Origin of the sequence: Pseudolysinimonas kribbensis (assembly GCF_039531715.1) — a bacterium.
GTDB lineage: Bacteria > Actinomycetota > Actinomycetes > Actinomycetales > Microbacteriaceae > Pseudolysinimonas > Pseudolysinimonas kribbensis.
Genome location: NZ_BAAAQO010000003.1, coordinates 47,682 through 60,077, shown reverse-complemented (window position 1 = coordinate 60,077; position 12,396 = coordinate 47,682). Strand labels below are relative to the sequence as shown.

Annotated in this window: 12 protein-coding genes and 1 riboswitch; of the genes, 8 read left to right on the top strand and 4 right to left on the bottom strand. The window is 73.6% G+C overall.

Annotation, left to right across the window (positions count from 1 at the left end):
* Positions 1-134: 134 nt before the first annotated feature.
* Entirely contained in the window at positions 135-1,643 is a 1,509-nt protein-coding gene (locus tag ABD285_RS06910; protein WP_344201420.1) for a putative PEP-binding protein, read from the bottom strand.
* 57 nt (positions 1,644-1,700) lie between these two features.
* Here ABD285_RS06910 and ABD285_RS06905 point away from each other — a divergent pair, with 57 nt between their 5' ends.
* The 4 genes from ABD285_RS06905 (at position 1,701) to ABD285_RS06890 (ending at position 5,436) form a co-directional block, all read left to right on the top strand.
* Positions 1,701-2,885 (top strand): YihY/virulence factor BrkB family protein, encoded by a 1,185-nt coding sequence (locus ABD285_RS06905; RefSeq protein WP_344201417.1) that lies wholly within the window; start codon positions 1,701-1,703, stop codon positions 2,883-2,885.
* A 135-nt stretch (positions 2,886-3,020) separates the two neighbouring features.
* Positions 3,021-3,857, top strand: a complete 837-nt coding sequence (locus ABD285_RS06900) for an exodeoxyribonuclease III (RefSeq protein ID WP_284253293.1) — start codon at positions 3,021-3,023, stop codon at positions 3,855-3,857.
* Between the two features lie 26 nt (positions 3,858-3,883).
* On the top strand, positions 3,884-4,888 hold the full coding sequence (gene trpS, locus ABD285_RS06895; protein ID WP_344201414.1) for a tryptophan--tRNA ligase: 1,005 nt from the start codon (positions 3,884-3,886) through the stop codon (positions 4,886-4,888).
* Positions 4,885-5,436: a GNAT family N-acetyltransferase gene (locus tag ABD285_RS06890; protein WP_284253294.1), complete on the top strand. Its 552-nt coding sequence runs from the start codon at positions 4,885-4,887 to the stop codon at positions 5,434-5,436. Before trpS ends, ABD285_RS06890 begins: the two co-directional genes overlap by 4 nt.
* Before the next feature lie 81 nt (positions 5,437-5,517).
* Here ABD285_RS06890 and ABD285_RS06885 read toward each other — a convergent pair whose 3' ends face one another.
* From ABD285_RS06885 to ABD285_RS06875, 3 genes are all read right to left on the bottom strand, one after another.
* Entirely contained in the window at positions 5,518-6,048 is a 531-nt protein-coding gene (locus ABD285_RS06885; RefSeq protein ID WP_344201411.1) for an endonuclease domain-containing protein, read from the bottom strand.
* A 717-nt stretch (positions 6,049-6,765) separates the two neighbouring features.
* Positions 6,766-7,650, bottom strand: coding sequence for an EamA family transporter (locus ABD285_RS06880; RefSeq protein ID WP_344201408.1), 885 nt, complete (start codon positions 7,648-7,650; stop codon positions 6,766-6,768).
* A 10-nt stretch (positions 7,651-7,660) separates the two neighbouring features.
* Positions 7,661-8,659, bottom strand: coding sequence for an asparaginase (locus tag ABD285_RS06875; protein WP_344201405.1), 999 nt, complete (start codon positions 8,657-8,659; stop codon positions 7,661-7,663).
* Between the two features lie 56 nt (positions 8,660-8,715).
* A riboswitch (FMN riboswitch) is annotated at positions 8,716-8,861 on the top strand.
* A 64-nt stretch (positions 8,862-8,925) separates the two neighbouring features.
* Here ABD285_RS06875 and ribD point away from each other — a divergent pair.
* Genes ribD through ribH form a run of 4 tightly spaced genes read left to right on the top strand, consistent with a single transcriptional unit; the run spans position 8,926 to position 12,393 of the window.
* Positions 8,926-9,966, top strand: coding sequence for a bifunctional diaminohydroxyphosphoribosylaminopyrimidine deaminase/5-amino-6-(5-phosphoribosylamino)uracil reductase RibD (ribD, locus tag ABD285_RS06870; RefSeq protein ID WP_344201402.1), 1,041 nt, complete (start codon positions 8,926-8,928; stop codon positions 9,964-9,966).
* Complete coding sequence (locus ABD285_RS06865; RefSeq protein WP_344201399.1) at positions 9,966-10,589, top strand: riboflavin synthase; 624 nt, start codon at positions 9,966-9,968, stop codon at positions 10,587-10,589. The genes ribD and ABD285_RS06865 overlap by 1 nt, the downstream gene beginning before the upstream one ends.
* Positions 10,586-11,914, top strand: a complete 1,329-nt coding sequence (gene ribB, locus ABD285_RS06860) for a 3,4-dihydroxy-2-butanone-4-phosphate synthase (RefSeq protein ID WP_284253299.1) — start codon at positions 10,586-10,588, stop codon at positions 11,912-11,914. The genes ABD285_RS06865 and ribB overlap by 4 nt, the downstream gene beginning before the upstream one ends.
* Complete coding sequence (gene ribH, locus ABD285_RS06855; RefSeq protein WP_284255610.1) at positions 11,911-12,393, top strand: 6,7-dimethyl-8-ribityllumazine synthase; 483 nt, start codon at positions 11,911-11,913, stop codon at positions 12,391-12,393. The genes ribB and ribH overlap by 4 nt, the downstream gene beginning before the upstream one ends.
* Positions 12,394-12,396: the final 3 nt, after the last annotated feature.

Sequence of the window (12,396 nt, the reverse complement as noted above, 5' to 3'; positions counted from 1 at the left end):
TTTCACTATGACGCCGGAATCACCCGGTCCTCACCCCCCATTCGGGGGGCGGCCGGACCCCTCCGGCACGCAGTCCACCCATGGTGACACCCTCCGGGCGCGAGCGCACGGGTGAGTTCGGTCGAGATCCGGGCTCAGCGGTGCGCGATCGCGGATTCCGCGGCGGTGCGCGCCTGCTGCGCCGTCACGGCCGCGAGCGCCGCGTGCACAGCGGCGCGGGCCGGCGGGGCGACCGAGAGGCTCGTCGCCCCCATGCCCGCGAACAGCACGGCGAGACGGGGATCGGAGGCCGCCTCGCCGCACACGGAGACCTGCAGGCCGGCGGCCCGGGCATCCCGGATCGCCCGGAAGGCCAGCTCCAGCACCCGGGGATCGCCCGCGTCGGTCGCGCGCGAGCGCGTGCGGACGACACCCAGCACCTGCGCCGTCAGATCGTTGGTGCCGACCGAGACGAAGTCGACGACGTGTTCGAGGAGCGAGATCTCGCGGGCGAGCGACGGGAGCTCCACGACGACGCCCACCGACCGGATGCCGACGCTCCGGGCGAGGTCGGCGAACCAGGCCGCCTCCGCGGCGTCGCGCACCATGGGAGCCATGACGTGCAGATCGCCCTGCGACTGCGCGTCGGCGAGCGCCGCGAGCTGCTCGCGCAACAGCCGCTCGTCGGCGCGCGGCCCGCGCACGCCGGCCGGCAGGAACGCGAGCGGCTTGTCCTCGCTCGGATCCCACGTGCGGATCACGACGGGCCGCCCGCCCGCCGCGTGCAGGACGGCCGCGTAGGCCGCCGCCTGCTCGGTGCGTGCCGGAGCCGTGCCGGCCTCGAGCCATAGCAGCTCGCTGCGGAACAGGCCCACCCCCTCGGCGCCCTGCGCCACCGCGACCACCACCTCGTCGGCTCCGCCCGCGTTGGCGAGCACCGGGAGGGGCGTTCCGTCGGCCAGGGCGGCCGGGCCGCGGTGCGGGATCGTGCGGGGAGCGGTCGCCGGGCCGGCGTCGCGCGCGACCGTTGCGGCCGCGGCATCCACCCGCAGCATCTCGCCGTCGCGCGCGTCGATCGGGCCGACGCCGAGCACGGCCGGGATCCCGCGCGCTCGCGCGATGATCGCCGTGTGCCCCGTGTACCCGCCCCGCGCGCACACCAGCCCGAGCACCCGGGACGGGTCGAGCAGCACCGCGTCGGCCGGCGCGAGATCGTCGGCCAGCAGGATGTACGGTGCGTCGGAGTCGGGAAGGGTCGGCAGATCGACGCCGCGCACCCGGGCGACGAGGCGTCGCCCGACGTCGAGCAGATCCGTCACCCGGTCCGCGGCGGGCGGCCCGGCGGCGGCGAGGCGCTCCGCGATCGCGTGCACGGCGCGGGTGACGGCCTCCCCCGCCTCGGCACCCGCGGCGAGGTGCGCATCGATCTCCGCACGGAGCATCGGGTCGCGGGCCATCGCGGCACCCGCCTCGACGATGCCCCGCCCGGGTCCGCGCGCCATCGCGACACGACGCCGCAGCTCCTCGGCGACCGCGTCCACGGCGGCGGCGACACGCGATGCGGCATCGCCCTGGACCGCGCGCGGCGTGGATGCCGGTAACGGCATCCACCGCACCGGACCGACGGCGACGCCCTCGCCGATGCCGATCCCGTTCCACGTCATCTGGATGCCTGCCGTACGCGAGCCTAGCCCGCCCTGACCCCGCCCTAGGCTGAGCGCATGGCCCGCAGGACCCGGACCGCGTCGCAGCAGGATCGTCCCCGTGGCGACCGCCCGCCCCGCCCCGCCGCTGCCCCGGCGAAGGCGCCCGGCCCGCTGATGGCGCGCGTGCACCGCATCGTGGATCGGGTGCAGACCTGGAAGCCCGTCCGCGTGTTCCGGCGCTACAGCGACCGGCGCGGGGCGCTCCTCGCGGCGGGGTTGTCCTTCCAGGCGGTGTTCGCCGTGTTCGCGGCGATCTGGGTCGCGTTCTCGATCGCCGGGCTCGCGCTCGAGGCGAATCCGGCGCTGCGCAACGCGCTGTTCGACCTCATCGGCACCGCGGTGCCGGGCCTCATCGACCGGGCCGGGTCGGATGGGGCGATCAGCGAGAAAGCCCTGCTGTCCACGCCCGCCCTCAGCTGGACCGGCGCGATCGCCCTGGCCGGCACGCTCTTCACCGCGGTCGGCTGGCTCGGCTCCGCCCGGGACGCGGTGCGCGACCTGGCGGGCCTCGCCGCACCGGCCACCAACTTCGCCCTGCTGAAGCTGAAGGACCTGGGACTCGCGATCGCGTTCGGCGCAGCCCTCATCGTCTCGGCGACCCTGTCGGTCTTCAGCACCGCCGCGATGGATGCCACCCTCGACCTCCTGGACGTGGACCGCCGCTCGCTCGGCGCGATTCTCGCGGCGCGCGCCGTCGGCCTGCTGCTCATGTTCGCGCTCGACGCCTGCGTGCTCGCGGCGCTGTACCGGGTCCTGGCCGGGGTGCCCATCCCGCGCGGGCCGCTCTGGCAGGGGGCGCTGCTCGGCGCGCTCGCATTGGGCGTGCTCAAGGTGCTCGGCTCGAGCCTGCTCGGCGGCGCGACCCGCAATCCGCTGCTGGCGTCGTTCGCCGTCATCGTCGGGCTGCTCATCTGGTTCAACCTGATCTGTCAGGTCATCCTCATCGCGGCGTCCTGGGTCATCGTCACGGCGACCGACCGCGGTGTGCCGCTGGATCCCATCGGCGAGCGCCGTGCCCGCAACACCGAGGTGCGGCTGCGCATCGAGCTCGAGCGGCAGATCCGCCGCGAGGTCGAGGAGGCGCTGCCGCCCGGGGTGCGCTGGTTCGTGCGACGGCGGCACCGGCGGATCGAGGAGGGGGCGGACGACGAGACGGGAGCCATCCCGACCGCGCCGACGCCCTCCGACCCCCGCGGATGACGGCGACCGACCTCGTCCTGTTCGACCTCGACGACACCCTGCTCGACCACGGCTCCGCCTCGCGCGCCGCAGGCTGCTCCGTCACCCGGTCGCTCCGGGAGATCCCCGCCCCTCGTCGTTGGCTAGCCTGGAGGCGTGGCCCGCCCCCTGCGCATCGCGTCCGTGAACGCCAACGGCATCCGTGCGGCGTATCGCAAGGGCATGGGTGAGTGGCTCGCGCGGCGCGACGTCGACATCCTGGCGGTCCAGGAGGTGCGGGCGAGCTCCGACGACGTGACCGCCCTGCTCGGCGACGAGTGGGCGCTGCTGCACGACCCCGCGACCGCGAAGGGCCGCGCCGGTGTCGCGATCGCGTCGCGACGGAAGGCGGAGATCCACCGCGTCGACCTCGCGATCGAGCAGGATCACGACACCGCAGGCCGCTGGCTCGAGGCCGACTACGACGTCGACGGCACGATCGTGACCGTCGTGTCGTGCTACGTGAACTCGGGCGAGGCCGACACCCCGAAGCAGGACGAGAAGTGGCGCTTCCTCGACGCGTTCGAGGCCCGGCTGCCGAAGCTGCGCGAGCACAACCCGCTCGCCGTCGTCGTGGGCGACCTCAACGTCGGGCACCGGACCCTCGACATCCGCAACTGGAAGGGCAACGTCAAGCGCGCGGGGTTCCTGCCGCGCGAGCGCGCCTACTTCGACCGCTTCGTCGGGGCGGAGGACGACCCGCGCTACAACGACGGCGCCGGGCTCGGCTACGTCGACATCCACCGGCGCTTCCACCCCGACGTGGAGGGCCCGTACACCTGGTGGTCGCAGCGCGGGCAGGCGTTCGACAACGACACCGGATGGCGCATCGACTACCAGCTCGCGACCCCCGACCTCGCCGCGAAGGCCGTGCGCTACGAGATCGACCGGGCCCCGAGCTACAGCGAGCGATGGTCGGACCACGCGCCCGTCGTCGTCGACTACCAGCTCTGACCTCCCGATCCGCGAAGGACCTCCTCATGACCAAGCCCGTGCTGTTCTCGGGCATGCAGCCGAGCGCCGACTCGCTGCACGCCGGCAACTACATCGGCGCCCTGCTGCAGTGGAAGACCATGCAGCGCGACCACGATGCCTTCTTCTGCGTCGTCGACCTGCACGCGATCACGGTGCCGCAGGAACCGGCGAAGCTCCGGGAGGCCACCCGGCGCACCGCCGCGCAGTACATCGCCGCCGGGATCGACCCGTCGGCATCCACCCTGTTCGTGCAGTCGCACGTGCCGGCGCACTCCCAGCTCGCCTGGGTGCTCGACACCATCACCGGTGACGGCGAGGCGCGCCGGATGACGCAGTACAAGGACAAGGTCGCACGCCAGGGCTCGGACGCCGCCTCCATTGGCCTGCTCGTCTACCCGATGCTCATGGCCGCCGACGTGCTGCTCTACGACACCGAGATCGTGCCCGTCGGCGAGGATCAGCGCCAGCACCTCGAGCTCGCCCGCGACCTCGCGCAGCGGTTCAACCAGCGCTTCGGCGAGACCTTCGTGATCCCGGAGCTGTCGATCCTGCCCGAGACGGCCAAGATCCACGACCTGCAGAACCCCGAGGCCAAGATGTCGAAGTCGGGGCCGAACGACCGCGGCATCCTGTGGCTGCTCGACGAGCCGAGCGCGATCGCCAAGAAGGTGAAGTCGGCGGTCACCGACACCGACGGCGTCGTCGCGTACGACCCGGAGCGCAAGCCCGGCGTCTCGAACCTGCTCACCCTGCTGTCCTCGCTCGGCGGCACGGCGATCCCGGCGCTCGTCGACGAGTTCGCGGGTCGCGGCTACGGCGACCTCAAGAGCGCGACGGCGGATGCCGTGGTCGCGGCGTTCTCCCCCGTGCGGGAGCGCGCGCTCGAACTGCTCGCCGACCCCGCGGAGCTGGACCGCGTGCTGCGCGTCAACGCGGACCGGGCCAACGAGGTGGCCGACGCGACCCTGGCACGGGTGTACGACCGCGTCGGATTCCTGTCACGCGCGTGAAGCCCGTCGAACTGCGCTCGGCCCGGCTCGTGCTCGACCAGCCGGTCGAGACCGACGTCGACGACATCGTGCGGTACTGCCGCGAGCGGGTGTTCGCGCTGTACCTGACGACGCCCTGGCCGTACCGCCGCACCGACGCGGAGCGGTTCGTGCGCGAGTACGTGCCCTCCGGCTGGGAGACCGAGCGCGAGTACACCTGGGCGCTGCGCCGCTCGGACGGCGGTCCTCTGCTCGGCGTGATCGGCTGGCGCAGCGCGCGCAGCGACGTGGGGTTCTGGCTCGGCGCCCCGCATCGCCGGCAGGGGTTCATGGGCGAGGCACTGGGGACGGTCGCGGACTGGCTGTTCGCGCGCGACGTTCCCGTCATCCGGTGGGAATGCGTCGTCGGCAACGCCGCCTCTGCCGCGACCGCGCGCGCGGCGGGCTTCCGCTTCACCGGCGAGGCGCCCGCCGACGTCATCGCTCGTGACGGCACCCGCCCGCCGGCCTGGCACGCGGAACTCACCCCCATCGCGCCCCGCATGCCGCGCCCCGGCTGGCCGATCTGACCCGCGCGCCGTTCCCCCGGCCCACCACGTGCCGGCATCCCCGCCCCGCCCCCGGTGCCCGGCCCGGCCCCGGTCAAAAGTTCAGGAGAATCGCCGCACATCGATCCGTTTCTGCCCGGATCGCGTGCGTCGTCCTGCACCTTTGACGCCGCGATGAATGCGGACGGCGTTCACGATCGCGCGGGCGACGAGTTCACGCTGAAAGACGATCTGCGCGTAGTCGAATCGGAGCGCCGAGTATCCCGCGGCGACAGCCGCCGCATCGCGGATGCGATCACGTGCGCGTGCCGGCGCCGAGCCGTGGAACTCGTCCCCGTCCGCCTCGACCACGACCCGTTCCTCGACGAGGAAGTCGACGCGGCCGACTCCGGTGATGACCGCCTGGAGGCGGAATCCGAGCCCGAGCTCGACCAACAGCATCCGGATCAGCGACTCGAGCCCCGACTCCGCGCGGGCATCCGCCATGGCGAGCGCGCGGTCGATCGTCGTCGAGCGTCCGGCGAGCTGGCCCGCCTGGACGAGATCCTGCCGGAGGGCACTGTCGATGGCCGCCACGAGCTCGCCGAATGGGATGCAGGACGCCGCCTGGGTGATCGCCTCGGCCGGGGACACCGCCGTGCGCGTGGCGGAGGAATCCGGCGTGCGCCAATGGCAGATGGCCGACGAAGGAGCACGTCGCGACCCGTGTGGAGCGAATTGGATGTGAACGACGTTCCTCTCGATCACCCACACGCCCAGCCGTCGCAGTTCCGAGACGCAGGCGAGCCGTCCCCCGGCAGCAACGGCCCGACGCGTCAGCGCATCCAGGCCGGGGAGGCAGAAGACGCCGTAACGAAGGCGAACGATCTCCCCGACGCGGACCGCGCTCCGGATCCATCGGTCGCTTCCACCGAACGCGACGATCTCAGCGCGAGTCACCACGACATCCCGTGAGAAACGACGGGCCAATCGCTCATCCATCCCGATGACGCTGCCGCCAGCACCGCGGCCATGCCTCCGTGGCGGGTGCATCGGTGGTGTCGACGCTGCCGACGCGGCAGTGGAGGAGTCGCGGGGCCAACGCGGGACGCGCGACACGGACCCTCGGGGGACGCCACGGCATCCGGGGGTCGCGGTCGGCCTGGCAGGAGGGCGCTCCCGCCCGCCCGAGGCCCGCTGCCCGTCAAAAGAGCAGGAACCCAACCGCGCGTCATGGCCAGATCCGACGGGACCCGCGACGAGCTCCTGGAGTTTCGACATGCCGCGGTGCGGACGGGGCGACGCGGGGCGGCGGGGTGACGCGGGCGGCGGCGCGACGTGGGGCGGCGGGGGCAGGAGGGGCCGCGGGCGTCAGGCGACGGGCTCGGCGATCGCGGGGCGCCGGCGCGGAGCGGTGAGCACCGCGCCGACCGAGGCGGCCACGACGAGCACGATCGCGATGGCGTCGGCGATCGTCAGCGCTTGCGCCAGGATGACGAAGCCGACCCCCGCCGCGATGCCCGGCGACATGCTCATGAGCACGCCGAACGGCGACGGATGCAGCCGGCGGAGCGCGACCTGTTCGACGCCGTACGGGATCGCCGATGACAGCACCGCGACGAGGAGGCCGAGCCCCAGGTTCACGGGGAGCACGATCCGCGCACCCGCCGTCGCGATCCCGGCCGGCAGGGTCAGCACCGCGGCGATCGCCATCGCCCAGGCGAGGCCGTCGAGCGGACGGGGGAAGCGCCGCCCGGACTCCGCGGACGCGAGGATGTACGCCGCCCACGAGAGCGCCGACACCGCCGCGAACGCGACGCCGAGGGGGTCCAGCCGGTGCAGGTCGAGCCCCCAGAGCAGCACGACCCCGGCGACGCCGAGCCCCGCCCAGAGCCAGGCGATCGGCCGACGGGCCATGACCACCGACAGCACGAGCGGCCCGAGCACCTCGATCGTGACCGTCGTCGCGAGCGGGATGCGCGCGGCCGCCAGGTAGAACGACGTGTTCATCACCGCGATGACGAGCCCGAATCCCGCGATCACGCCCCACTCCGCGAGCCGTCGCGGCGGGCGCGGGCGGGCGACCAGCAGCAGGACGAGAGCGGAGAACGCGACGCGCAACGCGATGACGCCGAAGACGCCCACCGACGGGAAGATCCGCACGGCGATGGCCGCGCCGCCGTCCTGCACGATCAGCTCACCGAGCACCAGCATGCCCGCGCCGATCCGCGCGCGGGCGGAGACGTCGGGCGGCACGACCTCCAGCCTAGGAAGCGCCGCCGGCGACGAACGCCGCGAGCCGCCGGGCGGCCTCCGGCGCCGGATGCCGCGACCGCAGCAGCGCCGCCGCCACCCGACCCTGCGACAGGCCCAGGGTGCCGAGCGGAACGGCACCGGCCGCGACCGCGTCGACCGCTCCCCCTCCGCCGTAGATCGCGGCGACCGGACCGGCGGCGACCCGGGTGCCGAGCGCGACGAGCACGCCGGCCTCGAACAGCTCGGCGATCGCCCCGGTCATGCCCGGGGTCGGGTTGCCGGCGCCGAAGCCGGCGATGACGATCGCGTGCGCGCCCCGATCGACCGCGGACCGCAGCTGGCCGTCGCCCGCGCCGGGGAACGCGCTCACGATCTCGACGACCGTCGCGTCGTAGCGCTCGTCGGGCGGGCCGAGCAGCGGCCGGTCGCGCCGGCCCCAGAGGTCGACGGTGCCGGAGGTCACGGTGCCGATCGGCCCGGCCTCCGGATCGGCGAAGGGCTGGGGAGCGAGCGTATGCACCTTGCGCACTCCCCGCCCGGCGAGCACGGCACCGCCGAAGGCCACGAGCACGCCGCGGCCGCGCGCGGTCGGCGCGGCCGCCACCGCCAGGGCGCCGGCCAGGTTCGCGGGGCCGTCGGCATCGGGATGATCGGCAGCGCGCTGGGCGCCCGTGAACACGACCGGCCGTGGGTCGTCGTGGGCGATGTCGAGCAGGAACGCCGTCTCCTCGAGCGTGTCCGTGCCGTGGGTGACGACGATGCCGTCGACCTCCGGGCGGTCGAGCTGGGCGCGGACGGCCTCCGCGATCGTCCGCTGGTCGGCCGGCGTGATCGCGAACGAGTTGCGGCGCAGCACGTCGACCGCCTCGACCTCCACACCCGCGGGCGCGAGGTCGGCGAGCAGGTCGGCCGCGGCGTCCCGCGCGACGGCTCCGGCGGATGCCTCGGCACCGGCCGCCGCACGCGACGCGATCGTGCCACCCGTGGCCAGCATGACGATCCGTGTCATGGCTCCATCGTGCCGGGAATACCGCTGCGCGCGCGCCGTTACACTCGGATGCAGAGCACGTGCTCCGGGGGCGGTGGAATTCCGCACCGGCGGTGAAAGTCCGCGAACCCGGCGTCGCTGGGCCGAGAGGTCCGGAGGACGCGGGGCCGATCCGGTGGAATTCCGGGACCGACGGTCAGAGTCCGGATGAGAGGAGCATGGCGGCGGCAGCCGTTTTCCGGTTGTCGCGGCATCCCGGACCGTCCTCTGAAGTGACGGAGACCGGGATGAGCAGCCAGGCGACAGCGAATGAGCACGAGCTCGCCGCGATGCGTCGCGCCCTCGAGCTCGCCGAGCTCGGCCCGCTGACCGGTGGCAATCCGCGCGTCGGGTGCGTGCTGCTGGATGCCGACGGCCGCACCGTCGCCGAGGGGTGGCACCGCGGTGCGGGCACCCCGCACGCCGAGATCGACGCACTCGCGAAGGTCGGCGGCGACGCCCGCGGGCTCACGGCCGTCGTCACGCTCGAGCCGTGCAACCACTGGGGCCGCACCGGGCCGTGCAGCATCGCCCTCATCGGCGCGGGCATCTCCCGCGTCGTCTACGGCGTCACCGACCCGGGCTCGCACTCGGCCGGCGGCGGCGCACGCCTGCGCGAGGCCGGCGTCGAGGTCGTCGGCGGTGTGCGCGCCGCGGAGGTCGAGGAGCTCCTCGAGTGCTGGCTGGCATCCGAACGCCGCGGGCGGCCGTGGGTGACGGTCAAGTGGGCCTCGACCCTCGACGGCCGCGCGGCGGCGGCCGACGGCACGAGCCGATGGATCACCGGCACCGCCGCCCGGCAGCGCGTGCACGAGGAGCGCGCGTCGAACGACGCCATCCTGGTGGGGACCGGCACGGTGCTCGCCGACGACCCGAGCCTCACGGCGCGCGGCGACGCGGGCGAACTGCTGTCGCATCAGCCCGTGCCCGTGGTGGTCGGGCGGCGCCCGATCCCGGATGACGCGGCATTGCGCCGGCATCCGGGGGGCCTCATCGAGACCGGCAGCCGCGATCTCGCGGCGGTGCTCGCCGACCTGAACGCGCGCGGCCTGCGCCGCGTCTACGTCGAGGGGGGCCCCACGATCGCCAGTGCGATCATCGCGGCGGGTCTCGCCGACGCGTACTCCCTCTATCTCGCCCCCGCCCTGCTCGGCGGCGGCCGGCTCGCGATCGGCGACCTCGGCATCCCGAGCATGGACGCCATCCGCCGGCTCCGCATCGACGGCGTCGAGCGGCTGGGCGACGACCTGCACCTGACCGCACGCGACGCAACCGAAGGGACCAGCTGATGTTCACGGGACTCATCGAGGAGGTCGGCGAGGTGCTGGCCTGGGAACCGGTCGGCGATTCGGCGCGCATCACGGTGCGCGCTCCGCTCACCGCCTCCGATGCGACGCACGGGGCGTCGATCTCGGTGTCGGGCGTCTGCCTCACCGTCGTCGACCGCGGACCGGACCGGTTCACCGCCGACGTCATGGCCGAGTCGATCCGGATGTCGACCCTCGGCGAGCGCCGCCCCGGTGACCGCGTCGACCTGGAGCGCGCCGCGCTCGTGACCGACCGGCTCGGCGGGCACATCGTGCAGGGCCACATCGACGGAACCGCCACGGTGCTCGCCGTCACGCCCGGCGACGCGTGGCAGGTCGTGCGGTTCACGCTCGACCCCGAGCACGCGCCTCTCGTCGCCCGCAAGGGCTCCATCGCGGTCGACGGCGTGAGCCTCACCGTGAGCGACGTCGCGGACGACTGGTTCGAGGTGTCGCTGATCCCCGAGACCCTCACCGCCACCACGCTCGGCGCACTGCGGCCGGGCGATCGGGTCAACATCGAGACCGACATCCTGGCGCGCCACGTGGCGCGGCTCCGGGAATTCGCCGATTCAGAGCAGCACAGGAAGGGAGCGCTCGCATGAGCCTCGCCGACATCCCCACCGCCCTGCACGCCCTGCAGGCGGGCCGACCGGTCATCGTGGCCGACGACGAGGCCCGCGAGAACGAGGGCGACGTCGTCATGGCCGCCCAGTTCGCGAGCCAGGAGTGGATCGCCTGGGCCGTCCGGCATTCGTCCGGCTACCTGTGCGCCCCCATGCCGAACGACATCGCGGACCGGCTCGACCTGCCGCCGATGGTCGCGAAGAGCCAGGATTGGCGCGGCACCGCCTACACCGTGAGCGTCGACGCCGCCGATCGCCTGTCGACCGGCATCAGCGCGAGCGACCGCGCGCACACCCTGCGCGTGCTGGCCGATCCCGCGTCGACTCCCGCGAGCCTCATCCGGCCGGGCCATATCCTCCCGTTGCGCGCCGTCGACGGCGGCGTGCGCGAGCGCGACGGCCACACCGAGGCGACGGTCGACCTGCTCAAGCTGGCCGGACTCACCCCGGTCGGCGTCATCGGCGAGATCGTCGAGGACGAGGGCGAGATGATGCGCCTGCCGGGCCTCATCAAGCTCGGGGAGGAGCACGACATCCCGGTCATCACGATCGAGTCGCTGCTGCGCTTCATGGCGGAGCAGGACTGCGAGGCCGACCCGTCCGCGGTCATCGAGGTGCCGGAGTCGAGCCGCGTGAGCTTCGAGGTGGAGACGACCGTGCCCACCGAGCACGGGGCGTTCCGGGTGCGCGCCTACCGCGATCGCTCGACCGGCGCCGACCACGTCGCGTGGATCGCGCCCGGCCCGAACGGCGAGGCGCCGTCCGACGGGGCCCTCATCCGGGTGCACTCCGAGTGCCTGACCGGCGAGGCGTTCGGCTCGCTCAAGTGCGAGTGCGGGCCGCAGCTGCAGTCCGCGCTCGACACCATCCGCGCGGAGGGCGGCGTCGTCGTCTACCTGCGCGGGCACGAGGGCCGCGGGATCGGCCTCATCAACAAGCTGCGCGCGTACCGGCTGCAGGAGGAGGGCTACGACACGCTCGACGCCAACCTGGCGCTGGGCCTGCCCGCCGACGCCCGGGACTACGGGGCGGCCGTCGGCATCCTGAAGGATCTCGGCATCGGCACCGTCAAGCTGCTCAGCAACAACCCGGAGAAGGCGCGTCAGCTCGAGGAGCGCGGCGTGACCGTGACCGAGCTCGTGCCGCTCGTGGTGGGCGTCGGCGAGTTCAACGAGGGCTATCTCGACGCCAAGCGCGACCGCATGGGGCACGCGCTGCCGACGCACGAGGTGCTGGACCAGACGCTGGCGGATGCGGCGTTGCAGGACGCGGAGCTGCAGAGCCTGCAGGAGGGGAACTCATGAGCGGGGAGGGACGCCCGGAGCTCGAGCCGCTGGACGGCTCGGGACTGAGGATCGTGATCGTGTCGGGCCTGTGGCACAACACGATCGCCGACGGTCTGCTGCAGGGCGCGCGGCGGGTGCTCGCCGCCTCCGGCGCCGACGTCACCGAGGTGCCGGTGCCGGGGAGCTTCGAGCTGCCCGTCGTCGCGAAGGCGGCGCTCGATGCGGGGGCGGATGCCGTCGTCGCCCTCGGCGTCATCGTGCGCGGCGAGACCCCGCACTTCGATTTCGTGGCATCGGCCGCGACCGACGGCCTCACCCGCGTCGCACTCGACACCGGCAAGCCGGTGGGGTTCGGCGTGCTGACCGTCGACACCGAGCGGCAGGGTCTCGATCGGGCGGGTCTGCCCGACTCGAAGGAGGACGTCGGGGGCCGGGCTGCGGAGGCCGCGATCACCACCGTGCTCGGCATCCGGAAGCTGCAGCGCTCCCTAGGCTGAGCA